This window comes from Escherichia sp. WS33 (genome assembly GCF_046486385.1).
Classification (GTDB): Bacteria; Pseudomonadota; Gammaproteobacteria; order Enterobacterales; family Enterobacteriaceae; genus ECMA0423.
The window spans coordinates 46,572-71,761 of sequence record NZ_JBJQLJ010000008.1; the positions used below are offsets into that span (position 1 = coordinate 46,572).

Below are 25,190 nucleotides of genomic sequence, written 5' to 3' on the forward strand. Positions count from 1 at the left end.
GATGAATATAAAAATTGCTGCTTTAACGCTGGCTATTGCCAGCGGTATTTCTGCTCAGTGGGCCATAGCAGCGGATATGCCAGCCAGCCCGGCACCCACTATCCCGGTGAAACAGTATGTGACTCAGGTCAATGCCGATAACAGCGTGACCTTTCGCTACTTTGCCCCTGGGGCAAAAAATGTCTCTGTAGTGGTGGGTGGTCCGGTTCCGGACAATATTCACCCGATGACCAAAGACGAAGCAGGAGTCTGGTCGTGGCGCACACCTATCCTGAAAGGCAACCTGTACGAGTATTTTTTCAATGTTGATGGTGTACGCAGCATTGATACAGGCACCGCAATGACTAAGCCTCAGCGGCAGGTTAACTCCAGTATGATTCTGGTGCCAGGCAGTTATCTGGATACGCGTTCTGTTGCGCATGGTGATTTGATCGCCATAACTTACCACTCCAACGCATTGCAATCTGAACGTCAGATGTATGTCTGGACCCCGCCAGGATACACCGGCATGGGCGAGCCTTTGCCAGTGCTCTATTTCTATCACGGTTTTGGTGATACCGGACGTTCCGCTATCGATCAGGGGCGTATCCCGCAAATCATGGATAACCTGCTGGCTGAAGGGAAAATTAAACCGATGCTGGTGGTGATCCCGGATACCGAAACCGATGCGAAGGGCATTATTCCCGAAGATTTCGTTCCTCAGGAAAGACGTAAAGTCTTTTATCCGCTGAATGCTAAAGCGGCAGATCGCGAACTGATGAACGATATTATCCCGCTGATTAGCAAGCGTTTTAATGTCCGTAAAGATGCCGATGGTCGCGCGCTGGCAGGGCTTTCACAAGGCGGGTACCAGGCGCTGGTTTCCGGAATGAATCATCTGGAAAGCTTTGGCTGGCTGGCCACATTCAGTGGTGTTACCACGACAACCGTACCGGATGAATGTGTCGCGGCCCGGCTGAACGATCCGGCAGCTATTAACCAGCAACTACGTAATTTTACTGTGGTCGTTGGTGATAAAGATGTCGTAACCGGCAAGGATATCGCCGGGCTGAAAACTGAGCTTGAGCAGAAAAAAATTAAGTTTGATTACCAGGAATATCCCGGCCTGAACCATGAAATGGATGTCTGGCGGCCTGCCTATGCAGCCTTCGTACAGAAATTATTTAAATAAAATAAGGCATTAAGATGAAATTAATCATTACCGAAGATTACCAGGAAATGAGCCGTGTCGCGGCACACCATCTGCTTGGTTATATGTCGAAGACGCGTCGTGTTAACCTGGCAATTACCGCCGGTAGCACGCCCAAAGGCATGTATGAATACCTCACCACCCTGGTTAAAGGTAAGCCCTGGTACGATAACTGCTATTTCTATAATTTCGATGAAATTCCCTTTCGTGGCAAAGAGGGAGAAGGCGTAACGATTACCAATCTGCGTAATCTGTTTTTCACCCCTGCGGGGATCAAAGAAGAGAATATCCAGAAGCTCACTATTGATAACTACCGCGAGCATGATCAGAAACTGGCGCGTGAAGGCGGCCTGGATTTGGTGGTGCTGGGATTAGGTGCAGATGGTCATTTTTGTGGCAATTTGCCGAATACGACCCATTTCCATGAGCAAACCGTGGAGTTCCCGATCCAGGGAGAGATGGTTGATATTGTGGCGCATGGTGAGTTGGGCGGCGACTTTTCGTTAGTGCCTGACAGCTACGTGACGATGGGGCCGAAAAGCATCATGGCGGCGAAAAACTTGCTGATAATTGTCAGTGGCGCAGGTAAAGCGCAGGCACTGAAAAATGTGCTGCAAGGTCCGGTTACCGAAGATGTTCCAGCTTCCGTGTTGCAGCTGCATCCTTCGCTGATGGTAATCGCTGATAAAGCCGCTGCCGCAGAATTAGCGCTCGGTTAAGCTGAAGAAATAAGGCCGGATGCATGAATTACGCTCCGGCCTGTTCTCATTATTTAAATAACTACGAAAAATCACCCCACAGTCTCAGCTTGCCGCAGTGGAGACAGCGGAAGAGATAACCCTGACAATCACCACGCTTTTGCAGGCATTTAGCTAGATCAGAATTTCTAATACCGAAATTCTCACAATCTTCTTCAAGGTTGGCAAATTCATCGAGGCGATCTTTTATATCATTCCAGCCCACATAGCCGATAAAAGCACAGAAATCGCCACAATGCGCAAGCCAGAATTCCTGTTGCCATCCATGATAACCTGGCGTGCGTTCAACCAACTCTTTCAGCATTTCATCAGGATATGTGTTCTTAATACCGGCAAATTCGTCCTCTTCATCATACTCAAATTCAACACCTTCTATGCTGGCATCATCCTGAAAACTACCTGCAAACTTTTCAGCAGCAGAACCGTCCGCAATACACCACGGACAGAGATGTTCAACTTCATCAACGCAATAAAAGGGACCCGAGTAATAAACTGACGTCTGTTGTTCACAGCAATCGCACTCTACGGTTTTATCCTGTTCAAATGCGCCTGTTTCCAGTGGCTTGGGATGATATTTGAATTGGGGTAACGGCCTGATATTTTGAGTCATAGTAACATCCTGTCTGCTTTTGAGTAGCCCAAAGATAAAGTATCCCGCTTAACTTAAAGAGTCTGTTTCAGGACATGAAATATCCAATCCGGGCAGACGGGTAATGATTCTGCTCATCACCACACCTGCCAGCAATGCAGGAATGATGCGGACAACGAGACTGTCACCAGAAAGAATGTTTTCAAACAACTCCGAGGAAGCCATGCCCTTAATATGTACAATAACTGCACAATAGATCTCGGTGATAACGACGCCACCTATGCCACCAGCCAGACAACGATAATTTTTCTGTGACCCGATCTTTTCCGGCAGACAGGCGACCATCACGCCGGTTAACAATGCAGGAATAGCTCCCGTAGTAATCGACAATAAGAGAAACAATGGAAGTACCTGTATTATTACCAAAAGAACCAGCGGTTCTTTTGCGAAGAATATGTAGAGGACAAGAAACAGAACACCAATTAACGGTCCTAAAACCGCAAAATAAAGTCCGTGATGTATTACCCGACGTGAAACAGACATATCAAACTCCCTTTACTTACCTTTGAGCGCCAATTTAAGCGGGGTAAGTGAAGGGAGTGTGAAGAACTATGCCGTAATATCCCAACCACGCGCTTTCCACAGTTCCGGTAACTGCGAAAGATGGGTAAAGGTGGTGACTTTCGGGTGAACGATCGGCTTATTGTGCGGGTCGGCGCAGAAGTAGAACACTTCCATACCTGCGTCGATACCAGATTGCGCACCGGCAACTGAGTCATCAACCAGAATGCAGTTTTCTACATTTACATTCATCGCTTTTGCCGCATGGAACATTAACGCCGGGTCTGGCTTCCAGCGCTGAATATCGTAGCCGCTGAACAGTTTATCCGGGAAGTAGTGCAACATATTCAGCTTGCCCATAGAATGCTGCATTTTGTTATTTGGGCCGTTAGATACCACACACATTGGCGCAGTGATCGCTGACAGGAGCGCTCCAGCCCCTTCGATGGCTTCCAGTTCTGAATCGAACAGCCGAGCGACTTCTGCACGGTAAACGTGTTCAGCTTCTGTTTTCGCTAACGTAACACCATGTTCAAGGGAAACAATATCGATAATTTCGTACAGTTTTACACCTTTGAAACGTTTGAATACCTCTTCAGGATCGAGCGTAATACCAAATTCCTGAAACATCGTTACATATGCGCGGGAGCAAATGACTTCACTGTCGACCAGCGTACCGTCGCAGTCGAAAAATACCGCTTCTATCTGGGACATGTCTTTCCTTTATCGTTAGTTTAACGTTTTCGTCATGCCAATTCGCATGACGCAATCGTTGCCGTATAAGCAAATACAATGAAAAAAAGTTATCTTCAGCCGTCCATATTGTCTCATTTTGGTATACGATAGCGACGGATTTTCCCTCCTTGTTCGGAAATAGATAATGAGTCAACAACACACAACCCAGGCTTCTGGCCAGGGGATGCTGGAACGCGTGTTTAAACTGCGCGAACATGGCACGACGGCACGGACCGAAGTGATCGCCGGTTTTACCACCTTCCTGACGATGGTTTACATCGTTTTTGTTAACCCGCAAATTCTTGGCGTTGCTGGCATGGATACCAGCGCCGTCTTCGTTACTACCTGTCTGATTGCTGCATTCGGCAGTATTATGATGGGACTGTTTGCTAACCTGCCAGTTGCACTGGCACCCGCTATGGGCCTGAATGCATTCTTCGCTTTTGTCGTTGTACAGGCTATGGGCTTGCCGTGGCAAGTCGGGATGGGCGCAATCTTCTGGGGCGCGATTGGTCTGCTGTTACTGACGATTTTCCGCGTTCGTTACTGGATGATTGCTAACATTCCGGTAAGTCTGCGTGTGGGCATCACCAGCGGTATCGGTCTGTTCATTGGTATGATGGGACTGAAGAATGCAGGTGTGATTGTCGCTAACCCGGAAACGCTGGTCAGCATCGGTAACCTGACTTCTCACAGCGTGCTGCTGGGGATCCTCGGCTTCTTCATCATTGCTATTCTGGCCTCGCGCAACATTCACGCGGCGGTGCTGGTTTCCATCGTGGTGACAACGCTGCTGGGCTGGATGCTGGGTGATGTCCACTACAATGGCATCGTTTCTGCGCCGCCGAGCGTAATGACTGTCGTGGGCCATGTAGATTTAGCCGGGTCGTTTAACCTCGGGCTGGCAGGGGTGATTTTCTCTTTCATGCTGGTCAACCTGTTTGACTCCTCCGGTACGCTGATTGGCGTGACCGATAAAGCAGGCCTGGCGGATGAGAAGGGTAAATTCCCGCGCATGAAGCAGGCGCTGTATGTCGACAGTATCTCTTCCGTGACCGGTTCGTTTATCGGTACTTCTTCCGTTACGGCTTATATTGAGTCCTCTTCCGGCGTATCGGTTGGCGGTCGTACCGGTCTGACGGCAGTGGTTGTTGGTCTGCTGTTCCTGCTGGTTATCTTTCTGTCGCCGCTGGCGGGAATGGTGCCAGGCTACGCTGCAGCTGGCGCGTTGATCTACGTTGGCGTGTTGATGACCTCAAGTCTTGCTCGCGTGAACTGGCAGGATCTTACTGAATCTGTTCCGGCGTTTATTACCGCCGTGATGATGCCGTTCAGCTTTTCGATTACCGAAGGTATTGCGCTGGGCTTTATCTCCTACTGCGTGATGAAGATTGGTACCGGGCGTCTGCGTGACCTTAGCCCGTGCGTAATCATCGTTGCGCTGATGTTTATCCTGAAGATTGTATTTATCGACGCTCACTAAAATCGATAGCGCATTAAAAACCCGCCATGCATGATTACTGGCGGGTTTTTTATTTAGATCTTAACTCGCTGAATAAACTCACCAAATGCGGTCAATTGCCCGGTCAGGTGGTCCAGCGTACCCTGATCAATCACTTCTCCGGTTTGCGGATCAACTTTGTTCTGAATCACGCCGCCCATAAATTCCGGCTTGTTCATCACCATTGCATCGAGGAAAACCAGAATCTGGCGCAGGTGATACTGACAGCGCGCGCCGCCAATCACGCCCATTGAGCTGGTCTGAATCAACACCGGTTTACCTGCCAGCGGTTGATCCGGCAGGCGGGAAAGCCAGTCGATGGCATTTTTCAGCCCACCCGGTACCGAGTAGTTATATTCCGGCGTGACGATCACCACACCGTCAGCCTGACGGATCTGTTCCGCCAGAGCTTCAACCGTTGCTGGAAAACCGTCTTCCTGCTGTACGTCAGCGTCATACAGAGGAATGTCGGCAATGGAAGGTAACGCATTGACTTCCATGCTTGCCGGAGCAATTTTCGGCAGGGTACGTGCAACCATGCCATTAAATGAGCCTTTGCGCAGGCTCCCCAGTAACGTAACCACCTGCAATTTTTCAGACATGATGACTCCTGTGGTTGTCTATCAATTTGGCGAAAAAGCCTTCACGGTAGAGAGCTGGGCAAAACGCATCATCCGGCTGGTAGGATTGTTGGCGCGGCTGTGAATATCCGGCAGGCTTTTCCAGCCGTGTTTGCCATCTAACTCCCAGACACTGAGCTTTTCAATCGTGGGCGTGACCGCCACGGACCACACCAGCACGTCTTCCGCGTCGCATAACGCTTCTACATGATTTACATGAGCACATTTCAGGCGTCCGGCAATGGGCAGCAGCTGCAGATCGCGCGGATCGTCATTCAAAACATCACCGGTTAGTTTTAGCACGCTTCGGCGCAGCGTGATGAGCTGCGCCCGCGCTTCGTTAGGATCGTTTTGTTTACTGATCCATAGCGATTCATTGCTTGAAAAGGTGTGGTTATCGGGCGCGTGTGGGCTATGAAACCCGCGCGTCGCACGCTGTAGTTCCATATCGAGGCCACATTCACCTTCGGTTGTTAACGCCACGCCAACCATATTCCCGGCATAGGAAATAGAAAACGAAGGCAAATTTTTATCGCTGAAAACCGGTTTACCTTTCGGCAGGGTGACAATTTCCGGCAATTCGCCAATGCCATACAGCATGAACATCAGTTCTGCGAGTAAACCTCTGGACGCCAGAAAACGGCTTTGACGATGAAGGGGAATGTTTCGGGCTTCTTGATGACACTGGGAGGGGAGACGAACAGAAATCAGATGTCCTTCCGTTAAAATCCCTCGGGCAAAGTGAGTCGCCATTTTTCGCTCCATGCTTAATGGTCCATTATGAATACAAGAGTAATCATTTACTGGAATGATGGACAGACTAAAGCGGCTAAAAGTTCGATTCAGACAAGCTTATTACAACTTTTTTACATTTTATTGTGAAATTGGGTCGCGTTTCATACGATTCGGTTATGCCATCGACGCGTAAAGGTTTTTAATGGTTTCCCGTAACCAGACGATCTTCGGATTATGGCTGTTCCGTTTATGCCACAGCAGGGTAAAAGGAACTTCCAGCTTTTTTTGCTGGCTTTCGTCAAACGGGAGAGGAAGAGCAACCAACGGCAGTTGATGGAGTTGATTGTAGTACTGACAGTAGCGCGGCGCGGTCGCCAGTAGCAGATTGTCGGGTTGCGCTGCCATAAACAGTGACTGCTCAAATTCCGGCAGGCTCATAGCAATCGTGCGTTCGCGCCCCAGCTCCTGTAACACATTGTCCAGCGCCCAGGTGTCGCTCTGTTCCCAGCAAATGCTGATATGCGGATAACGTAAAAAGGTGTCCAGATTCCACGTTTCATGCAGTGCCGGATGATCTTTGCGTAACCAGACGCAGGGTACATCACTAAACAGCACTTCATAATCAATGGCTAACGGTAGCGAGCTTAACAGCTCCCGCGAGCGAGGATGGCTTTCGCGACCGGAAAAACCAATATCCACTTCACCACGAGTAATGGCATCTAAGGAATCGTAATCCCAGTTACGTAGTTTGATGGTCGCCTGCGGGTAACGTTGGTAGATCCGTTTCGACAGCGCATTAAGCATGATCATCATCAGCGGCGATTCCGCCGCCAACTCAAACTTCAGGCCGCGCGGTGTCTGGTGGTGCGGTTTATCCAGCAGCAGATTGCTCATTTGCATCCATTCCGCCAGATTTTGCTCCATGCTGACCATTAGCGGTGTGGGCGACAGGCCCAGCGGTGAGTTCACAAAGAGCGGGTCGTCAAACCACGCTCTTAACTTTGCCAGCGACTTACTCACCGCTGAAGGGGTCACGTTCATCCGCTTCGCCGCTTTGGTCACGCTGCGCTCCTGCATCAGCAGTTGCAGACAGAGCAGCAGATTGAGATCAAGCGTGGTGATGGATTTCTTCATGAGCGGCAACGGGGCGTCCAGGCGCGACGAACATAATCAGCAACAGGCTCACTATGCTACAGGCAATCAGAATCCCGATCAGCATATTCCATGCGCCGATACCAACCACCGCTGCCAGCCAAATCCACAGTGACGAACCGCAAACCTGCGCAATACCTAAGGTCGAGCTGGCTACGCCCGCGCGTAATGAAAATGGTCCTAACGCCTGACTCATCGCTACGCCAAAACCTACCGAGAAACCGGCGCAAATCAGCGTGATACCAAACAGAGAAACCGCATGGGAAGGTGAAACGGCAAGGGTGATCCCCGCTGCAAGGAATAACACCTGCGAGGTGATCATCAACGTACGTGGCTTAAAAATTCCCAGCGCAAATGGCGTGGAGAATGAAACGGTCATGCTGACGCCAGCAGTCAACGCCATAATGGTGGCGTATTCTCCGCGCTCAAAACCCATGATTTCCATCAGCAATACCGGCGATGTATTGACGAAAGTGAGGATCACCGAAACGCTGAGGGTGGTGATAACAACACGGCTGAGGAAAAAACGGTTAAGCAGCGACTCGCTATTTTCTCGTGGTTTGTCCGAAGCTGCGGGGGCCGCAGGGCGCGTTTCTTTTAAAATAAACAAAGACAACATCAGTACCGCGATGCCCATCATTGCCATCGCCCAGAACAGACTCTGCCACGGGAATTTAAGCATAATCAGATGTCCGAGCACTGGCGCTAACACCGGAATGATGCAGGTAATACCGTTGAGTAATGACAGCACTTTTGCCCGACGTCGATCATCCAGCGTGTCGCGCAAAATGGCGAACGCCACCACGTAACAACAGCCCGCGCCCAACCCCTGTAGAAAGCGCCCTGCAAGAAATAACGTGCTGGTTTCAGCCAGTGAACAGAACACCGAGGCGATAATAAATAGCGCCGCGCCGGGGATGGCGACCGGCTTTCTCCCTGAACGATCGGCCACTTTACCGGCAAATAACATCGCAGCTGCCATCCCAGCCAGATAAACAGAGAACGCAATATGCAACTGCGCTTCGCTGGCATTGAGATCGGCGGCGATGCGCGGTAAACCAACGAGGTACATATCAATCCCGGCGGGATAAAGTAAAACCAGGGCAAAACTACAAATCAAAAAGCGGGACATGGGCTAAAGCGTCCTGATAGTAAGGTGACGCAAAGCATACGTGGTGAAGGAGAATCAGGCGAGTTGCCATTTGGACATAAGTGATTTCCTGACAGGCAAGAAGCCAGCGAAATGGCTGGCTTCCTGAAGGATTTAGCCAAATTTAGGTAACACGTTAAAGACGTTACCGAACCAGCATAAAATTACGGTTATACCAAAGAGAATGACAATCGCCGGAATAAGATTACCGCCCCAGACCGTGAACATCTGATTGGGAAACTTCTTGCGAGCTTTGATTGCCAGCACTGCGGGAATAATGACCGCCCAGATGGTGGCGCACAGTCCGGCACCGCCGATCCCGTAAATAAAGCCGTTCGGGAAGATCAGATACAACAACGCGGGTGGCAGGAAGGTTAACAGCACGGTTTTGAAACGCCCGCCGTGGGAGTTATCAATCTTAAACAGATCCGCCAGATAATCGAACAATCCCAGCGTGACACCAAAGAACGAACTGGCAACAGCTAAGTTGGAGAACACCAGCAGGCAAAACTCGATAATCCCATGCTGTTTGGTGCCGAGGAACGATTTCACCAGCGAATCAACGTTGCCGCCTGAGGAGATTATCGCCTTAAAGCTTTCGCGCGGAATATTCCCCATCGTGCAATAGAGCCAGAAGAGATAAATCACCAGCGCCAGCAGCGAACCAAATACCACGCTTTTGATTAACTTATCTTTGCGTTTTCCATAGCAAATAATCAGGCTGGGAATATTGCCGTGGAAACCAAATGACGCCAGACACACCGGCAAAGCCATAAAGATATACGGGAAGTAAGACGTTCCCGCAGTGGTGCTGGTGGCATCGCGCAGGATGGAGTAATCGACCTGGAAGAAGAAAGAACCAAACACGATCACAAAGGAGATAATCTTCAGCCCGAGGAACAATGAGGTAATGCGACTGGCGGCTAACGAACTTATCCACAATACGCTGGCAACGAAAATGGCTGTGCAGATCCCGACAATACGTGGATTAGCGTGATAGCCCAAATTCATTGATATCGTTTCACTAATGATCGCACCATTAGCAGAGATATAGGCATAAGTGAGGATATAGAGAACGAAGGCAACGGTAATACCGCTGATAATGTTCCAGGTGTTACCGATTAAATCTTTGGTGATGGTGTTAAAACTGGAGCCGACAGGATAATTTAAATTTGCTTCTAATAACAATAACCCGGAATGAAGCATTGAAAACCAGGCAATGATAAGGATAAAGGCACCCCAGAAAAACCAGGCACCGGCAAGATCAACAGGTAAAGCAAACATACCTCCACCAATTACTGTACCTGCTATAACCATAACACCCCAAAATGCAGAGTGCTTTTTTTCAGCTTGATCAGTCATGATGCCACCTTTAGAGGAAGGCTATTTTTGTTATTGAGGATGTAGGGTAAGAGAGTGGCTAACATCCTTATAGCCACTCTGTAGTATTAATTAAACTTCTTTCAGTTTTGCGGTGAAGTGACGCAATACTTTTGGTTCGTAGGTAAAGGTTAATCCTTTAATATTCGCCGCGTTCTCTTTCACATGTTTAAAGGCTTCAATAATGAAGTCCATATGTGTTTGAGTATATGTTGCGCGCGGAATGGTTAAACGCAGCAGTTCAGCCGGGCATGGCAGTTGTTTACCGGTTTTCGGATCGCGGCCTAACAGGAAAGAGCCAATTTCTACCGCACGGATACCGGCGACTTTATACAGCTCGCACGCCAGCGCCTGTGCCGGGAACTGGTCTGCCGGGATATGCGGCAGCAGTTTACCGGCATCAACGAATGCCGCGTGACCGCCCGCCTGCTGGCAGACAACGCCAATCTCTTCCAGACCATCGACCAGATACTGTACCTGCGCGATACGATAAGCCAGCCAGTCGAGATTCATGCCGTCATACAGACCTACCGCCAGACGCTCCATCGCGCCGCCTTCCAGGCCGCCATATGTCGGGAACCCTTCCTGCACCACGCAAAGGGTTCTGCACTCGGTGTACACATCAAAGAAGCTGTCGTCTTTCATGCACAGCAAGCCGCCCATCGGTACCATCGCATCTTTCTTGGCGGACATCGCCAGCATATCGGCATATTTGTAGGTTTCGCGGGTGATCTGCTCGATGGTCCAGTCTTTGTATTCTGCTTCACGCTGCTTGATGAAATAGGCGTTTTCAGCAAAGCGTGCGGAGTCCATTACCACCGGAATATCGTATTTCTTCGCGATGCTGTACATCGCTTTTAAGTTTGCCAGTGAAACCGGCTGACCACCTGCAGAGTTACTGGTGATGGTTGCAACGATATACGGCACGTTATTCGGGCCAACTTCTTCAATACCGCGTTCTAATCCTTCGAGGTCAAAGTTGCCTTTAAAGTCGTAACGCACGCCCGTATCGAAGGCTTCTTTGATATAGACGTTACGCACGGTACAGCCGTTAATCTGGCTATGGCCCTGCGTGGTATCAAAGAAATAGTTAGAGAATGCCACCATTTTGCTGCGATCCAGGCCTTTTTCCTGCTCGCGTTTTTTAATCAGTACCGGAATATAGATTTGCTCTGCGCCACGGCCCTGGTGAGTCGGAATAGTATATTGATAACCAAAGATATTTTTCACTGACTCGGCTAACGCATAGTAGCTGCGGCTGCCGCTGTAGGCTTCGTCGCCGCGCATCATCGCTGCCTGCATACTTTGGGTTACCGCCCCGGTGCCGCTGTCGGTCAGTAAATCGATAAACACATCTTCGCTATCCAGCAGGAACGGGTTCATACCGGATTTAATAATTGCTTCTTCACGATAAGCGCGAGTAGTACGTTTTACTGGCTCAATAACACGAATGCGGAACGGTTCAGGGAGATGTTTAAAGTTTTCCATTACATAATCCTTCATTTATTTTAATTACAGTGATCCCTGTGAATATTACATCTGCAATATCCATTAATTCGCCATGTATATATACAAGCACCATCATTTACTAAAATAAGTAAATAAACGAGAGATGGCCTTTGCAAAAGGCAAAATTAAGATATAGCAAACTAATCGTTCACATTGAATCTAATCGGTTTGGCTCTGGTGATGGCTACAGAAGGGTAAATTAAGGGCGGTGATCGACAATCTTATTGTCGATATTGAACCATTTTGAGGTCACACATATATGTAAGATATTCATAATGCACTTATCCTCGAAAGACACGAGGCTACAGTATAATACTCAAGAATTTTGTCTATTCTAAAATTGTTTAAATGTGAATCGAATCACAATCGTTCGGGGAGCAATACTAAATGCTTTTTTTTAAGATTATAAATTACGTAAGAATTTTAATGTTTAAAAAAAGGGTTGAGGAATAACAGGAGTGCTAACAATGAAGCGAAGCCGCATCTGACAGTCAGAATACGGCTTCGTAAGCGCGGTTACTTACCAATACAGAAGCTGGAGAAAATCCGCCCCAGCAGGTCGTCTGAAGTAAATTCCCCGGTGATTTCGCTTAAGTTCTGCTGTGCCAGGCGCAACTCTTCCGCCAGCAGTTCACCCGCCCAGGCACCTAACAGTTGCGCTTTACCTTGCTGCAAATGCTCCGCTGCCTGTTCCAGCGCCTGTAGGTGGCGACGACGCGCCAGGAAGCCGCCTTCCATGTTGGTGTCAAAGCCCATGCTCTGTTTGAGATGGTTACGCAGCACCTCCACGCCTTCACCTGTCCTTGCCGAGAGACGAATTAACGCGTGACCGTTCACTTCACTCATTCCCAGCGTTTCGCCGGTGATATCGGCTTTATTGCGCACCACGGTGATCGGCAGTTTCGCTGGCAGACGGGCGATAAATTCCGGCCAGATCTCTGCCGGATCCACGGCGTCTGTTGTGGTGCCATCGACCATAAACAGCACGCGGTCGGCCTGTTCAATTTCCTGCCACGCGCGCTCGATACCAATACGTTCCACTTCGTCACTGGCTTCACGTAGCCCAGCGGTATCGATGATATGCAGCGGCATTCCGTCAATGTGGATATGCTCACGCAGCACGTCACGTGTGGTTCCGGCGATATCAGTTACGATTGCTGCTTCACGGCCCGCCAGCGCGTTTAACAGGCTCGATTTACCGGCGTTAGGACGTCCGGCAATCACCACCTTCATCCCTTCGCGCAACAAACTACCCTGACGTGCTTCAGCACGCACTGCATCGAGATCGGCAATCACGTCATTAAGCTGGGCTTCAATTTTGCCGTCGGAGAGGAAATCGATCTCTTCATCAGGGAAATCAATTGCCGCTTCGACGTAAATGCGCAAGTGGGTGAGGGCTTCCACCAGATGGTTGACCCGTGCGGAGAATGCGCCTTGCAGCGAGTTAAGTGCCGAACGGGCCGCCTGTTCCGAACTGGCGTCGATAAGATCGGCAATCGCCTCGGCCTGGGCTAAGTCGAGTTTATCGTTAAGAAACGCGCGTTCGGAAAACTCACCAGGGCGAGCAATCCGCAGGCCGGGAATGGTCAGAATGCGTTTTAACAGCAGGTCGAGGATCACCGGACCGCCATGACCTTGCAGTTCCAGCACATCTTCGCCGGTGAACGAGTTCGGGCCAGGGAACCATAGCGCAATCCCCTGATCGAGCACGCTGCCGTCGGCGTCTTTAAACGGAAGATAATCGGCGTAGCGCGGCTTAGGTAGTTTACCCAGCACGGTTTCGGCAACTTCACGGGCTTTGAAGCCGGAGATGCGCAGGATGCCAACGCCGCCACGTCCCGGAGGCGTGGCCTGGGCTACGATAGTGTCATTATCGCTCATGATGTTCCTGTTGCTTTGTGTGGCGGATGCGCGGTGCTTATCCGCCCTACGAAAAGAAAAAAGGCGGTCAACTGACCGCCCTTATTTTAGCGAAAACTCACCGAATCAGGATTTTTTCTTCTCGCGGCTATGCAGGCCACGTTTTTCCAGACCACGGTAAATCAGCTGCTGCTGAATAATGGTTACCAGGTTGCTGACGATATAGTACAGCACCAGACCTGACGGGAACCACAGGAAGAACACGGTGAAGATGACCGGCATAAAGGTCATGATCTTCTGCTGCATCGGGTCGGTCACTGTGGTCGGCGACATCTTCTGAATGAAGAACATCGTTACGCCCATCAGGATCGGCAGGATGTAGTACGGGTCCTGTGCCGACAGGTCGTGGATCCACAGTGCAAACGGTGCCTGACGCAGTTCAACGGAACCCATCAGCATGTAGTACAACGCCAGGAAGATTGGCATCTGGATCAGCAGCGGGAAGCAGCCGCCCAGCGGGTTAACCTTCTCAGCTTTGTACAGCGCCATCATTTCCTGGCTGATACGCTGTTTGTCATCACCCAGACGCTCACGCATTGCCTGAATCTTCGGCTGCAGCATACGCATCTTCGCCATGGAGGTGTACTGCGCTTTGGTCAGCGGGTACATGATGCCACGAACGATAAAGGTGATGATGATAATGGAGAAGCCCCAGTTACCCACAAAGCTATGGATCCATTTCAGCAGTTTGAACAGCGGCTGAGAGATGAACCACAACCAACCGTAATCAACGGTCAGATCCAGGTGCGGAGCAACAGCTGCCATTTTGTCCTGGATTTCCGGGCCAACCCACAGGGTGCTGTTCATCGCGCCAGTCTGACCAGGCTGAACCAGTACCGGCTGAGATTTATAGCCGATAGCGGCGATGCCGTTACCCAGATTAGCGGTATAGAAGTTGTTGGTACCGTCGTTATGCGGGATCCACGCCGTCGCGAAATACTGTTGCAGCATCGCCACCCAACCACCTTTCGAAGAGATGTTCAGGTTTTCGTTATCGGCAATGGTATCGAACTTGTATTTCTCATACTTCTCGTCAGGCGTGGAGTACGCCGCGCCACGGAAGGTGTGCAGTGCGAAGTTGCTGCTTCCGGTATCGAGATGCGGTGGCAGAGTGATGGATTGCTTCAACTGACCAAAGGTGGAGATTTCCAGCGGTTTCTCGCCAGCGTTCTGCACGTTGTAGTTGACGTTGACAGCGTAATCACCACGTTTCAGGACAAACGTTTTGGTAAACGTGTTGCCTGCCGCGTCGGTATACGTCATCGGCACCTGCAGTTCGTTTTGACCTTCAGCCAGCACATAAGCGTCTTTTTCAACGTTATACAGCGGACGCGGGCCGTTAGCCGGGTTATCCGGGCCATCACGACCGGTCAGACCGCTCTGTGCCTGATAAATAAACTGCGGTGAAGTTTCCAGCAGCTGGAACGGCTGGGTAGAGTTCAGCTCTTTCGGGTAAGCCGGCAGCAGAGCTTGCTCAACATCACCACCACGGGTGTTGATGGTCAGATCAAGCACGTCGGTCTTAACCGAGATCAGTTTCCCCTGGCCACTGGCCGGTACGCCCTGGTCGGCGGCGCTACCCGCTGCGGTGGTCGTTGTCTGCGTGGTCTGTTGGGCCTGAGGTTGCGGGTTTTTATCCTGCTCCCAGGCTTGCCAGATCATGAAAGACACGAACAGCAAAGCGATGACTAAAAGATTGCGTTGCGAATCCATCGTTAGTGTTCTCTGGTATCAAATGGTCCGGGCGGGACGGGATCGTCACCACCAGGGTGTAAAGGGTGGCATTTTAATACGCGTTTCACCGTCAACCAACTGCCTTTTATCACTCCAAACCTGCGCAATGCCTCAATTCCGTAGCTTGAACAGGTTGGAGTGAAACGACAATGCGGCCCGAGTAGCGGACTAATCAGGCGTTGATAGACCCGAATGAGGGCTATCAGGACCCGCGAGCCAGGCGACAGTGGCGGCGCCATAATTTTTCCAACGCTTCCGAGAGAGCACGGTTATCGAGGTCGGCAACCCCTTTTTTCGCCACCACCACGAAATCCATAGCCGGGAGTTCATGTTGGCGCAGACGGAAGCTTTCACGCGTCAGACGTTTAATCCGATTGCGTTCATGGGCGCGTCGAACGTTTTTCTTGGCGACTGTAAGACCGATACGGGGATGCCCCAGCGAATTCAGGCGGCCGAGAATGGTAATTTGCGGCGTGCCAGCCCGTTGTGGCTGCTGGAAGACGAATGTGAATTGACTGGGAGTTAACAAGCGTAACTCCCTGGGAAATGCGAGCTTAACCACTCAGGGGTTAGCTTTATTACTTAGAAACGGTCAGACGAGCGCGGCCTTTAGCACGACGACGTGCCAGAACCTGACGACCATTTTTAGTAGCCATACGAGCACGGAAGCCGTGAGAACGGTTGCGCTTCAGTACAGACGGTTGAAAAGTGCGTTTCATGGCGATTTCTACCTAAACTTGAATAAATTCAATGGCTTTATTGGATATCCGCCGAAAAATGAAACGATGGACACCGAAGCCATGGGTGATTAAAGAGGCCGGATTGTAATAATTGTACACTCCGGAGTCAATTCTCTTTCCTTATTTACCGCGCTTTTCCGCACCTTTTCGCAGGGAAAATGTACGACCTCACACCAGTGGAAACCAGCATGGCGCGCCGGGTGGAGGATTATACGGGCTGATGGGTAAAGCGCAAGGATCGTCCTGGATCTTTATTAGATCGATTAAGCCAATTTTTGTCTATGGTCATTAAATTTTCCAATATGCGGCGTAAATCGTGCCCGCCTCGCGGCAGGATCGTTTACACTTAGCGAGTTCTGGAAAGTCCTGTGGATAAATCGGGAAAATCTGTGAGAAACAGAAGATCTCTTGCGCAGTTTAGGCTATGATCCGCGGTCCCGATCGTTTTGCAGGATCTTGATCGGGCATATAACCGCAGACAGCGGTTCGTGCGTCACCCTCAAGCAGGGTCTTTTCGACGTACGTCAACAATCATGAATGTTTCAGCCTTAGTCATTATCGACTTTTGTTCGAGTGGAGTCCGCCGTGTCACTTTCGCTTTGGCAGCAGTGTCTTGCCCGATTGCAGGATGAGTTACCAGCCACAGAATTCAGTATGTGGATACGCCCATTGCAGGCGGAACTGAGCGATAACACGCTGGCCCTGTACGCGCCAAACCGTTTTGTCCTCGATTGGGTACGGGACAAGTACCTTAATAATATCAATGGACTGCTAACCAGTTTCTGCGGAGCGGATGCCCCACAGCTGCGTTTTGAAGTCGGCACCAAACCGGTGACGCAAACGCCACAAGCGGCAGTGACGAGCAACGTCGCGGCCCCTGCACAGGTGGCGCAAACGCAGCCGCAACGTGCTGCGCCTTCTACGCGCTCAGGTTGGGATAACGTCCCGGCCCCGGCAGAACCGACCTATCGTTCTAACGTAAACGTCAAACACACGTTTGATAACTTCGTCGAAGGTAAATCTAACCAACTGGCGCGCGCGGCGGCTCGCCAGGTGGCAGATAACCCTGGCGGTGCCTATAACCCGTTGTTCCTTTATGGCGGCACGGGTCTGGGTAAAACTCACCTGCTGCATGCGGTGGGTAACGGCATTATGGCGCGCAAGCCGAATGCCAAAGTGGTTTATATGCACTCCGAGCGCTTTGTTCAGGACATGGTTAAAGCCCTGCAAAACAACGCGATCGAAGAGTTTAAACGCTACTACCGTTCCGTAGATGCACTGCTGATCGACGATATTCAGTTTTTTGCTAATAAAGAACGATCTCAGGAAGAGTTTTTCCACACCTTCAACGCCCTGCTGGAAGGTAATCAACAGATCATTCTCACCTCGGATCGCTATCCGAAAGAGATCAACGGCGTTGAGGATCGTTTGAAATCCCGCTTCGGCTGGGGGCTGACTGTGGCGATCGAACCGCCAGAGCTGGAAACCCGCGTGGCGATCCTGATGAAAAAGGCCGACGAAAATGACATTCGTTTGCCAGGCGAAGTGGCGTTCTTTATCGCCAAGCGTCTACGATCTAACGTACGTGAGCTGGAAGGGGCGCTGAACCGCGTTATTGCTAACGCCAACTTTACCGGACGGGCGATCACCATCGACTTCGTGCGTGAGGCGCTGCGCGACTTGCTGGCATTGCAGGAAAAACTGGTCACCATCGACAATATTCAGAAGACGGTGGCGGAGTACTACAAGATCAAAGTTGCGGATCTCCTTTCCAAGCGTCGATCCCGCTCGGTGGCGCGTCCGCGCCAGATGGCGATGGCGCTGGCGAAAGAGCTGACTAACCACAGTCTGCCGGAGATTGGCGATGCGTTTGGTGGTCGTGACCACACGACGGTGCTTCATGCCTGCCGTAAGATCGAGCAGTTGCGTGAAGAGAGCCACGATATCAAAGAAGATTTTTCAAATTTAATCAGAACATTGTCATCGTAAACCTATGAAATTTACCGTAGAACGTGAGCATTTATTAAAACCGCTACAACAGGTGAGCGGTCCGTTAGGTGGTCGTCCTACGCTACCGATTCTCGGTAATCTGCTGTTACAGGTTGCTGACGGTACGTTGTCGCTGACCGGTACTGATCTCGAGATGGAAATGGTGGCACGCGTTGCGCTGGTTCAGCCACACGAGCCAGGAGCGACGACCGTTCCGGCGCGCAAATTCTTTGATATCTGCCGTGGTCTGCCTGAAGGCGCGGAAATTGCCGTGCAGCTGGAAGGTGAGCGGATGCTGGTGCGCTCCGGGCGTAGCCGTTTTTCGCTGTCTACCCTGCCAGCGGCGGATTTCCCGAACCTCGATGACTGGCAGAGTGAAGTCGAATTTACCCTGCCGCAGGCAACGATGAAGCGTCTGATTGAAGCGACCCAGTTTTCGATGGCGCATCAGGACGTTCGCTATTACTTAAATGGTATGCTGTTTGAAACCGAAGGTGAAGAACTGCGCACCGTGGCAACCGACGGCCACCGTCTGGCGGTCTGTTCAATGCCAATTGGTCAATCTTTGCCAAGCCATTCGGTGATCGTACCGCGTAAAGGCGTGATTGAACTGATGCGTATGCTCGACGGCGGCGACAATCCGCTGCGCGTGCAGATTGGCAGCAACAATATTCGCGCCCACGTTGGCGACTTTATCTTCACCTCCAAACTGGTGGATGGTCGCTTCCCGGATTACCGCCGCGTTCTGCCGAAGAATCCGGACAAACATCTGGAAGCTGGCTGCGATCTGCTCAAGCAGGCGTTTGCCCGTGCGGCAATTCTCTCTAACGAGAAATTCCGCGGCGTGCGCCTGTATGTCAGCGAAAACCAGCTGAAAATCACCGCCAACAACCCGGAACAGGAAGAAGCGGAAGAGATCCTCGACGTTACCTATAGCGGTGCGGAGATGGAAATCGGCTTCAACGTCAGCTATGTGCTGGATGTTCTGAACGCGCTGAAATGCGAAAACGTCCGCATGATGCTGACCGATTCGGTTTCCAGCGTGCAGATTGAAGATGCCGCATCACAGTCGGCTGCCTATGTTGTCATGCCAATGAGACTGTAATGTCCCTCACCCGCTTGTTGATCCGCGATTTCCGCAACATTGAAACCGCGGATCTCGCTTTATCTCCCGGCTTTAACTTTCTGGTAGGTGCCAACGGCAGTGGCAAAACCAGCGTGCTGGAAGCCATCTATACGCTCGGCCATGGTCGGGCGTTTCGCAGTTTGCAGATTGGTCGCGTCATTCGCCATGAGCAGGAGGCGTTTGTTCTCCACGGGCGATTACAGGGCGAAGAGCGCGAGACAGCGATTGGCTTAACCAAAGACAAACAGGGCGACAGCAAAGTCCGCATCGACGGTACAGACGGGCATAAGGTCGCGGAACTGGCGCACCTGATGCCAATGCAGTTGATAACGCCAGAAGGGTTTACTTTACTCAACGGCGGCCCCAAATACAGAAGAGCATTCCTCGACTGGGGATGCTTTCACAACGAACCCGGATTTTTCACCGCCTGGAGCAATCTCAAGCGATTGCTCAAGCAGCGCAATGCGGCGCTGCGCCAGGTGACACGTTACGAACAGCTACGCCCGTGGGATAAAGAACTGATCCCGCTGGCGGAGCAAATCAGCACCTGGCGCGCGGAGTATAGCGCCGGTATCGCGGCTGATATGGCCGATACTTGTAAGCAATTTCTCCCTGAGTTTTCTCTGACTTTCTCTTTCCAGCGCGGCTGGGAGAAAGAGACAGAATATGCTGAGGTGCTGGAACGTAATTTTGAACGCGATCGCCAGCTAACCTACACCGCGCATGGCCCGCATAAAGCGGACTTACGCATTCGCGCCGACGGTGCGCCGGTGGAAGATACCTTATCGCGTGGGCAGCTTAAGCTGTTGATGTGCGCCTTACGTCTGGCGCAAGGAGAGTTCCTCACCCGTGAAAGCGGGCGGCGGTGTCTCTACCTGATAGATGATTTTGCCTCTGAGCTTGATGATGAGCGTCGCGGGCTGCTTGCCAGCCGCTTAAAAGCGACGCAATCACAGGTCTTTGTCAGCGCGATCAGTGCTGAACACGTTATAGACATGTCGGACGAAAATTCGAAGATGTTTACCGTGGAAAAGGGTAAAATAACGGATTAACCCAAGTATAAATGAGCGAGAAACGTTGATGTCGAATTCTTATGACTCCTCCAGTATCAAAGTCCTGAAAGGGCTGGATGCGGTGCGTAAGCGCCCGGGTATGTATATCGGCGACACGGATGACGGCACCGGTCTGCACCACATGGTATTCGAGGTGGTAGATAACGCTATCGACGAAGCGCTCGCGGGTCACTGTAAAGAAATTATCGTCACCATTCACGCCGACAACTCTGTCTCTGTACAGGATGACGGGCGCGGCATTCCGACCGGTATTCACCCGGAAGAGGGCGTATCGGCGGCGGAAGTGATCATGACCGTTCTGCACGCAGGCGGTAAATTTGACGATAACTCCTATAAAGTGTCCGGCGGTCTGCACGGCGTTGGTGTTTCGGTAGTAAACGCCCTGTCGCAAAAACTGGAGCTGGTTATCCAGCGCGAGGGTAAAATTCACCGTCAGATCTACGAACACGGTGTACCGCAGGCCCCGCTGGCGGTTACCGGCGAGACTGAAAAAACCGGCACCATGGTGCGTTTCTGGCCTAGCCTCGAAACCTTCACCAATGTGACCGAGTTCGAATATGAAATTCTGGCGAAACGTCTGCGTGAGTTGTCGTTCCTCAACTCCGGCGTTTCCATTCGTCTGCGCGACAAGCGTGACGGCAAAGAAGACCACTTCCACTATGAAGGCGGCATCAAGGCGTTCGTTGAATATCTGAACAAGAACAAAACGCCGATCCACCCGAATATCTTCTACTTCTCCACCGAAAAAGACGGTATTGGCGTCGAAGTGGCGTTGCAGTGGAACGATGGCTTCCAGGAAAACATCTACTGCTTTACCAACAACATTCCGCAGCGTGACGGTGGTACTCACCTGGCAGGCTTCCGTGCGGCAATGACCCGTACCCTGAACGCCTACATGGACAAAGAAGGCTACAGCAAAAAAGCCAAAGTTAGCGCCACCGGTGACGATGCGCGTGAAGGCCTGATTGCGGTCGTTTCCGTGAAAGTGCCGGACCCGAAATTCTCCTCCCAGACCAAAGACAAACTGGTTTCTTCTGAGGTGAAATCGGCGGTTGAACAGCAGATGAACGAACTGCTGGCAGAATACCTGCTGGAAAACCCAACCGACGCGAAAATCGTGGTTGGCAAAATTATCGATGCTGCCCGTGCCCGTGAAGCGGCGCGTCGCGCGCGTGAAATGACCCGCCGTAAAGGTGCGCTCGACTTAGCGGGCCTGCCGGGCAAACTGGCAGACTGCCAGGAACGCGATCCGGCGCTTTCCGAACTGTACCTGGTGGAAGGGGACTCCGCGGGCGGCTCTGCGAAGCAGGGGCGTAACCGCAAGAACCAGGCGATTCTGCCGCTGAAGGGTAAAATCCTCAACGTCGAGAAAGCGCGCTTCGATAAGATGCTCTCTTCTCAGGAAGTGGCGACGCTTATCACCGCGCTTGGTTGTGGTATCGGTCGTGACGAGTACAACCCGGACAAACTGCGTTATCACAGCATCATCATCATGACCGATGCGGACGTCGACGGCTCGCACATTCGTACGCTGCTGTTGACCTTCTTCTATCGTCAGATGCCGGAAATCGTTGAACGCGGTCACGTCTACATCGCTCAGCCGCCGCTGTACAAAGTGAAGAAAGGCAAGCAGGAACAGTACATTAAAGACGACGAAGCGATGGATCAGTACCAGATCTCTATCGCGCTGGACGGCGCAACGCTGCACACCAACGCCAGTGCACCGGCATTGGCTGGCGAAGCGTTAGAGAAACTGGTATCTGAGTACAACGCGACGCAGAAAATGATCAATCGTATGGAGCGTCGTTATCCGAAAGCAATGCTGAAAGAGCTTATCTATCAACCGACGTTGACGGAAGCTGACCTCTCTGATGAGCAGACCGTTACCCGCTGGGTGAACGCGCTGGTCAGCGAACTGAACGACAAAGAACAGCACGGTAGCCAGTGGAAGTTTGATGTCCACACCAATGCCGAGCAAAACCTGTTCGAGCCGATTGTTCGCGTGCGTACCCACGGTGTGGATACTGACTATCCGCTGGATCACGAGTTTATCACCGGTGGCGAATATCGTCGTATCTGCACGCTGGGTGAGAAACTGCGTGGCTTGCTGGAAGAAGATGCGTTTATCGAACGTGGCGAGCGTCGTCAGCCGGTAGCCAGCTTCGAGCAGGCGCTGGACTGGCTGGTGAAAGAGTCCCGTCGCGGCCTCTCCATCCAGCGTTATAAAGGTCTGGGCGAGATGAACCCGGAACAGCTGTGGGAAACCACCATGGACCCGGAAAGTCGTCGTATGCTGCGCGTTACCGTTAAGGATGCGATTGCTGCTGACCAGCTGTTCACCACGCTGATGGGCGACGCCGTTGAACCGCGCCGTGCGTTTATTGAAGAGAACGCCCTGAAAGCGGCGAATATCGATATTTAATGGCGTTAACCATGCGAGCGTGCCTGATGCGCTACGCTTATCAGGCCTACGAGAATCTTGCAATGTATTGAATTTTCATGATTTTGTAGGCCGGGTAAGGCGTTAGCGCCGCATCTGGCAAGAAGCTATAAGAAAAGGGCGGAGATCATCTCCGCCCTTTTTATTTCTGCAATCCGCAATTATCATCCCGCAGATCTATACTTTTTGGGTCAACACGTAACGCTTTACAGGTGATTATCATGGGGCTTTTTGATGAAGTTGTCGGTGCCTTTCTGAAAGGCGATGCGGGGAAATATCAGGCTATTTTAAGTTGGGTTGAGGAGCAGGGCGGCATTCAGGTGCTGCTGGAAAAACTGCAAAGTGGCGGCTTAGGGGCCATTCTCTCAACCTGGCTGAGTAATCAACAGGGCAATCAATCGGTTAGTGGCGAGCAACTGGAATCGGCGCTCGGCACAAATGCGGTGTCCGATCTTGGACAAAAACTTGGCGTGGATACCAGTACAGCTTCCAGTTTACTGGCAGAACAATTGCCGAAGATTATTGATGCGCTCTCACCGCAAGGTGAAGTGTCTCCACAAGCCAATAACGATCTGCTTTCCGCAGGCATGGAACTGCTGAAAGGGAAACTCTTCCGCTAAGCAAATGGGGAGCATGCAACCCGCGTTGCATCCCCCTTTTCCCTCGGGTGTTGTACTGATTTTTGAGCGGAATCGCGTTAGCATGGGTCAGGAACTAATCTACCTGGGGAACTCATGGCTATCAAACTCATTGCTATCGATATGGATGGCACCCTTCTGCTGCCCGATCACACCATTTCACCCGCCGTTAAAAATGCGATTGCCGCAGCTCGCGCCCGTGGCGTGAATGTCGTGCTAACGACGGGTCGCCCGTATGCAGGTGTGCACAACTACCTGAAAGAGCTGCATATGGAACAGCCGGGCGACTACTGCATTACTTATAACGGCGCGCTGGTACAGAAGGCCGCTGATGGTAGCACCGTGGCGCAAACTGCTCTCAGCTATGACGACTATCGTTTCCTGGAAAAACTCTCTCGCGAAGTCGGTTCTCATTTCCACGCCCTGGACCGCACCACGCTGTATACAGCAAATCGCGATATCAGCTACTACACGGTGCATGAATCCTTCGTTGCCACCATTCCGCTGGTGTTCTGCGAAGCGGAGAAAATGGACCCCAATACCCAGTTCCTGAAAGTGATGATGATTGATGAACCCGCCATCCTCGACCAGGCTATTGCGCGTATTCCGCAGGAAGTGAAAGAGAAATATACCGTGCTGAAAAGTGCGCCGTACTTCCTCGAAATCCTCGATAAACGCGTTAACAAGGGTACGGGTGTGAAATCACTGGCCGACGTGTTAGGTATTAAACCGGAAGAAATCATGGCGATTGGCGATCAGGAAAACGACATCGCAATGATTGAATATGCAGGCGTCGGTGTGGCGATGGATAACGCTATTCCTTCGGTGAAAGAAGTGGCGAACTTTGTCACCAAATCCAACCTTGAAGATGGCGTGGCGTTTGCTATTGAGAAGTATGTGCTGAATTAATCAGTGGACGGGCAAACAGCATAAACGCGTTTGCCCGCTTACTGATTATTGGTTTACTGCATATACAACCAGAAATTGCAGCGGTGCAGTAATGATGTCCAGCGTAACAGTCACTGGCAGTAATGCTGCGGAAACACCATCCGGAATGCCTCTGGGTGAATAGTATTCATAAAATCGCACTTTAAATGGATGGTAGAACGCCATCACCTTTGAGTAATCCATGTTTTTATTTTTCTCATGGATTGTGCCTTTTAGGTTTTCCAGTGACCTGGTACAGTGTTGAACACCACAGGCAAAACCATAATGCGTTGCCAGTGCCTTTTCTTCTTCGTTATTCCAGTAGTAGTAAAGCGATATTGTGCCGGTAAATTTCTTTTTCCCCGCATTTAAAACAAATCTTGCGTCATCGGCAACCTGAATATTGTGCCGGTTAAGTGCTGGATCATTGAGCATCTTAACGATGTCATCGGCACCATCAGTGATAAGGTAATCCAGCGATTCCCCTACAAAAACATAGCCTTTTGTTCCATTACTATCTTTTGCCTGCGATAGCCCAGTGATGGTGTCTGACTGCGATTGATACTTTCCTGAACTACCCTTTGCGGTATGGGAAACCAGAGCATACGAGATACAGCCTGAAAGCATCAGCGCCAGTGGGAATAAACCGGCAGCCTTAAAAAATCCCTTAAAATTCAACTTCATGATTAATCCTTTAAACGAGTAGCTAAGCCGTTGAAAGCAT

Annotated in this window: 26 protein-coding genes; 9 read left to right on the forward strand and 17 right to left on the reverse strand. The window is 51.0% G+C overall.

What is annotated here, in order from left to right; all coding sequences use genetic code 11:
* The first annotated feature begins 1 nt into the window (after nt 1).
* Together ACJHXA_RS08935 and ACJHXA_RS08940 are read left to right on the forward strand one after the other, a co-directional pair.
* Nucleotides 2–1,171: an esterase gene (locus ACJHXA_RS08935; RefSeq protein ID WP_001315917.1), complete on the forward strand. Its 1,170-nt coding sequence runs from the start codon at nt 2–4 to the stop codon at nt 1,169–1,171.
* Nucleotides 1,172–1,185: 14 nt separating this feature from the next.
* Complete coding sequence (locus ACJHXA_RS08940; protein ID WP_000766900.1) at nt 1,186–1,908, forward strand: glucosamine-6-phosphate deaminase; 723 nt, start codon at nt 1,186–1,188, stop codon at nt 1,906–1,908.
* Between the two features lie 61 nt (nt 1,909–1,969).
* Here ACJHXA_RS08940 and cbrC read toward each other — a convergent pair whose 3' ends face one another.
* The 3 genes from cbrC to yieH form a co-directional block, all read right to left on the reverse strand.
* Complete coding sequence (gene cbrC / locus ACJHXA_RS08945) at nt 1,970–2,557, reverse strand: PF03691 family colicin E2 tolerance protein CbrC (protein ID WP_000193071.1); 588 nt, start codon at nt 2,555–2,557, stop codon at nt 1,970–1,972.
* Between the two features lie 48 nt (nt 2,558–2,605).
* Complete coding sequence (locus tag ACJHXA_RS08950; RefSeq protein WP_000116772.1) at nt 2,606–3,079, reverse strand: protein CbrB; 474 nt, start codon at nt 3,077–3,079, stop codon at nt 2,606–2,608.
* A gap of 66 nt (nt 3,080–3,145) precedes the next feature.
* Nucleotides 3,146–3,811, reverse strand: coding sequence for a 6-phosphogluconate phosphatase (yieH, locus tag ACJHXA_RS08955; RefSeq protein WP_000078043.1), 666 nt, complete (start codon nt 3,809–3,811; stop codon nt 3,146–3,148).
* A 166-nt stretch (nt 3,812–3,977) separates the two neighbouring features.
* On the opposite strand from yieH, the gene adeP reads away from it, so the two are divergent.
* Nucleotides 3,978–5,315 (forward strand): adenine permease AdeP, encoded by a 1,338-nt coding sequence (gene adeP, locus ACJHXA_RS08960; protein WP_001299598.1) that lies wholly within the window; start codon nt 3,978–3,980, stop codon nt 5,313–5,315.
* Between the two features lie 53 nt (nt 5,316–5,368).
* Here adeP and yieF read toward each other — a convergent pair whose 3' ends face one another.
* From yieF to ACJHXA_RS09025, 13 genes are all read right to left on the reverse strand, one after another.
* Entirely contained in the window at nt 5,369–5,935 is a 567-nt protein-coding gene (gene yieF, locus ACJHXA_RS08965) for a class I chromate reductase YieF (protein WP_001291261.1), read from the reverse strand.
* Between the two features lie 21 nt (nt 5,936–5,956).
* Entirely contained in the window at nt 5,957–6,706 is a 750-nt protein-coding gene (locus ACJHXA_RS08970) for a 4'-phosphopantetheinyl transferase family protein (protein ID WP_001315916.1), read from the reverse strand.
* 156 nt (nt 6,707–6,862) lie between these two features.
* Nucleotides 6,863–7,822: an HTH-type transcriptional regulator YidZ gene (yidZ, locus tag ACJHXA_RS08975; RefSeq protein ID WP_000748502.1), complete on the reverse strand. Its 960-nt coding sequence runs from the start codon at nt 7,820–7,822 to the stop codon at nt 6,863–6,865.
* Nucleotides 7,797–8,972 carry a multidrug efflux MFS transporter MdtL gene (gene mdtL / locus ACJHXA_RS08980; protein ID WP_000085982.1) on the reverse strand — a complete coding sequence of 392 codons (1,176 nt, stop codon included), beginning with the start codon at nt 8,970–8,972 and terminating at the stop codon, nt 7,797–7,799. The genes yidZ and mdtL overlap by 26 nt, the downstream gene beginning before the upstream one ends.
* A gap of 132 nt (nt 8,973–9,104) precedes the next feature.
* Nucleotides 9,105–10,352, reverse strand: a complete 1,248-nt coding sequence (gene tnaB, locus ACJHXA_RS08985) for a low affinity tryptophan permease TnaB (RefSeq protein WP_000131911.1) — start codon at nt 10,350–10,352, stop codon at nt 9,105–9,107.
* A gap of 90 nt (nt 10,353–10,442) precedes the next feature.
* Entirely contained in the window at nt 10,443–11,858 is a 1,416-nt protein-coding gene (gene tnaA, locus ACJHXA_RS08990; protein WP_001295247.1) for a tryptophanase, read from the reverse strand.
* Nucleotides 11,859–12,078: 220 nt separating this feature from the next.
* Nucleotides 12,079–12,153, reverse strand: coding sequence for a tryptophanase leader peptide (tnaC, locus tag ACJHXA_RS08995; protein ID WP_001364348.1), 75 nt, complete (start codon nt 12,151–12,153; stop codon nt 12,079–12,081).
* 242 nt (nt 12,154–12,395) lie between these two features.
* Nucleotides 12,396–13,760 (reverse strand): tRNA uridine-5-carboxymethylaminomethyl(34) synthesis GTPase MnmE, encoded by a 1,365-nt coding sequence (gene mnmE / locus ACJHXA_RS09000; RefSeq protein WP_001282347.1) that lies wholly within the window; start codon nt 13,758–13,760, stop codon nt 12,396–12,398.
* 105 nt (nt 13,761–13,865) lie between these two features.
* Nucleotides 13,866–15,512, reverse strand: coding sequence for a membrane protein insertase YidC (yidC, locus tag ACJHXA_RS09005; RefSeq protein ID WP_000378258.1), 1,647 nt, complete (start codon nt 15,510–15,512; stop codon nt 13,866–13,868).
* A gap of 2 nt (nt 15,513–15,514) precedes the next feature.
* Nucleotides 15,515–15,772: a membrane protein insertion efficiency factor YidD gene (yidD, locus tag ACJHXA_RS09010; protein WP_001307474.1), complete on the reverse strand. Its 258-nt coding sequence runs from the start codon at nt 15,770–15,772 to the stop codon at nt 15,515–15,517.
* A complete protein-coding gene (rnpA, locus tag ACJHXA_RS09015; RefSeq protein WP_000239730.1) occupies nt 15,736–16,095 on the reverse strand; it encodes a ribonuclease P protein component in 360 nt (119 codons plus the stop codon). The genes yidD and rnpA overlap by 37 nt, the downstream gene beginning before the upstream one ends.
* A 16-nt stretch (nt 16,096–16,111) precedes the next feature.
* On the reverse strand, nt 16,112–16,252 hold the full coding sequence (rpmH, locus tag ACJHXA_RS09020; RefSeq protein WP_000831330.1) for a 50S ribosomal protein L34: 141 nt from the start codon (nt 16,250–16,252) through the stop codon (nt 16,112–16,114).
* 229 nt (nt 16,253–16,481) lie between these two features.
* Entirely contained in the window at nt 16,482–16,562 is an 81-nt protein-coding gene (locus ACJHXA_RS09025; protein ID WP_120795392.1) for a protein YsdD, read from the reverse strand.
* A 296-nt stretch (nt 16,563–16,858) separates the two neighbouring features.
* Here ACJHXA_RS09025 and dnaA point away from each other — a divergent pair, with 296 nt between their 5' ends.
* The 6 genes from dnaA to yidA all read left to right on the forward strand — a co-directional run bounded on the left by dnaA (nt 16,859) and on the right by yidA (nt 24,448).
* Complete coding sequence (gene dnaA, locus ACJHXA_RS09030) at nt 16,859–18,262, forward strand: chromosomal replication initiator protein DnaA (RefSeq protein WP_000059111.1); 1,404 nt, start codon at nt 16,859–16,861, stop codon at nt 18,260–18,262.
* Between the two features lie 4 nt (nt 18,263–18,266).
* Complete coding sequence (gene dnaN, locus ACJHXA_RS09035; RefSeq protein WP_000673464.1) at nt 18,267–19,367, forward strand: DNA polymerase III subunit beta; 1,101 nt, start codon at nt 18,267–18,269, stop codon at nt 19,365–19,367.
* Nucleotides 19,367–20,440, forward strand: coding sequence for a DNA replication/repair protein RecF (recF, locus tag ACJHXA_RS09040; protein ID WP_000060112.1), 1,074 nt, complete (start codon nt 19,367–19,369; stop codon nt 20,438–20,440). The genes dnaN and recF overlap by 1 nt, the downstream gene beginning before the upstream one ends.
* Nucleotides 20,441–20,468: 28 nt before the next feature.
* Nucleotides 20,469–22,883, forward strand: a complete 2,415-nt coding sequence (gyrB, locus tag ACJHXA_RS09045) for a DNA topoisomerase (ATP-hydrolyzing) subunit B (protein ID WP_000072067.1) — start codon at nt 20,469–20,471, stop codon at nt 22,881–22,883.
* Nucleotides 22,884–23,122: 239 nt separating this feature from the next.
* A complete protein-coding gene (locus ACJHXA_RS09050; RefSeq protein WP_000522208.1) occupies nt 23,123–23,521 on the forward strand; it encodes a YidB family protein in 399 nt (132 codons plus the stop codon).
* 114 nt (nt 23,522–23,635) lie between these two features.
* Entirely contained in the window at nt 23,636–24,448 is an 813-nt protein-coding gene (gene yidA, locus ACJHXA_RS09055) for a sugar-phosphatase (protein ID WP_000985549.1), read from the forward strand.
* 45 nt (nt 24,449–24,493) lie between these two features.
* Here the strand turns inward: yidA and yidX are convergent, their stop codons facing one another.
* The gene (gene yidX, locus ACJHXA_RS09060) at nt 24,494–25,150 is read right to left on the reverse strand and encodes a protein YidX (protein ID WP_000772934.1); all 657 of its coding nucleotides are present in this window, start codon (nt 25,148–25,150) and stop codon (nt 24,494–24,496) included.
* Nucleotides 25,151–25,190 lie beyond the last annotated feature (40 nt).

What these genes read in the sequence shown, in the direction of transcription:
- ACJHXA_RS08935 (WP_001315917.1), top strand. Translation starts at nt 2, where the DNA reads ATGAATATAAAAATTGCTGCTTTAACGCTGGCTATTGCCAGCGGTATT.
- ACJHXA_RS08940 (WP_000766900.1), top strand. Translation starts at nt 1,186, where the DNA reads ATGAAATTAATCATTACCGAAGATTACCAGGAAATGAGCCGTGTCGCG.
- cbrC (WP_000193071.1), bottom strand. Translation starts at nt 2,557, where the DNA reads ATGACTCAAAATATCAGGCCGTTACCCCAATTCAAATATCATCCCAAG.
- ACJHXA_RS08950 (WP_000116772.1), bottom strand. Translation starts at nt 3,079, where the DNA reads ATGTCTGTTTCACGTCGGGTAATACATCACGGACTTTATTTTGCGGTT.
- yieH (WP_000078043.1), bottom strand. Translation starts at nt 3,811, where the DNA reads ATGTCCCAGATAGAAGCGGTATTTTTCGACTGCGACGGTACGCTGGTC.
- adeP (WP_001299598.1), top strand. Translation starts at nt 3,978, where the DNA reads ATGAGTCAACAACACACAACCCAGGCTTCTGGCCAGGGGATGCTGGAA.
- yieF (WP_001291261.1), bottom strand. Translation starts at nt 5,935, where the DNA reads ATGTCTGAAAAATTGCAGGTGGTTACGTTACTGGGGAGCCTGCGCAAA.
- ACJHXA_RS08970 (WP_001315916.1), bottom strand. Translation starts at nt 6,706, where the DNA reads ATGGCGACTCACTTTGCCCGAGGGATTTTAACGGAAGGACATCTGATT.
- yidZ (WP_000748502.1), bottom strand. Translation starts at nt 7,822, where the DNA reads ATGAAGAAATCCATCACCACGCTTGATCTCAATCTGCTGCTCTGTCTG.
- mdtL (WP_000085982.1), bottom strand. Translation starts at nt 8,972, where the DNA reads ATGTCCCGCTTTTTGATTTGTAGTTTTGCCCTGGTTTTACTTTATCCC.
- tnaB (WP_000131911.1), bottom strand. Translation starts at nt 10,352, where the DNA reads ATGACTGATCAAGCTGAAAAAAAGCACTCTGCATTTTGGGGTGTTATG.
- tnaA (WP_001295247.1), bottom strand. Translation starts at nt 11,858, where the DNA reads ATGGAAAACTTTAAACATCTCCCTGAACCGTTCCGCATTCGTGTTATT.
- mnmE (WP_001282347.1), bottom strand. Translation starts at nt 13,760, where the DNA reads ATGAGCGATAATGACACTATCGTAGCCCAGGCCACGCCTCCGGGACGT.
- yidC (WP_000378258.1), bottom strand. Translation starts at nt 15,512, where the DNA reads ATGGATTCGCAACGCAATCTTTTAGTCATCGCTTTGCTGTTCGTGTCT.
- yidD (WP_001307474.1), bottom strand. Translation starts at nt 15,772, where the DNA reads ATGGCGCCGCCACTGTCGCCTGGCTCGCGGGTCCTGATAGCCCTCATT.
- rpmH (WP_000831330.1), bottom strand. Translation starts at nt 16,252, where the DNA reads ATGAAACGCACTTTTCAACCGTCTGTACTGAAGCGCAACCGTTCTCAC.
- ACJHXA_RS09025 (WP_120795392.1), bottom strand. Translation starts at nt 16,562, where the DNA reads ATGACCATAGACAAAAATTGGCTTAATCGATCTAATAAAGATCCAGGA.
- dnaN (WP_000673464.1), top strand. Translation starts at nt 18,267, where the DNA reads ATGAAATTTACCGTAGAACGTGAGCATTTATTAAAACCGCTACAACAG.
- recF (WP_000060112.1), top strand. Translation starts at nt 19,367, where the DNA reads ATGTCCCTCACCCGCTTGTTGATCCGCGATTTCCGCAACATTGAAACC.
- gyrB (WP_000072067.1), top strand. Translation starts at nt 20,469, where the DNA reads ATGTCGAATTCTTATGACTCCTCCAGTATCAAAGTCCTGAAAGGGCTG.
- ACJHXA_RS09050 (WP_000522208.1), top strand. Translation starts at nt 23,123, where the DNA reads ATGGGGCTTTTTGATGAAGTTGTCGGTGCCTTTCTGAAAGGCGATGCG.
- yidA (WP_000985549.1), top strand. Translation starts at nt 23,636, where the DNA reads ATGGCTATCAAACTCATTGCTATCGATATGGATGGCACCCTTCTGCTG.
- yidX (WP_000772934.1), bottom strand. Translation starts at nt 25,150, where the DNA reads ATGAAGTTGAATTTTAAGGGATTTTTTAAGGCTGCCGGTTTATTCCCA.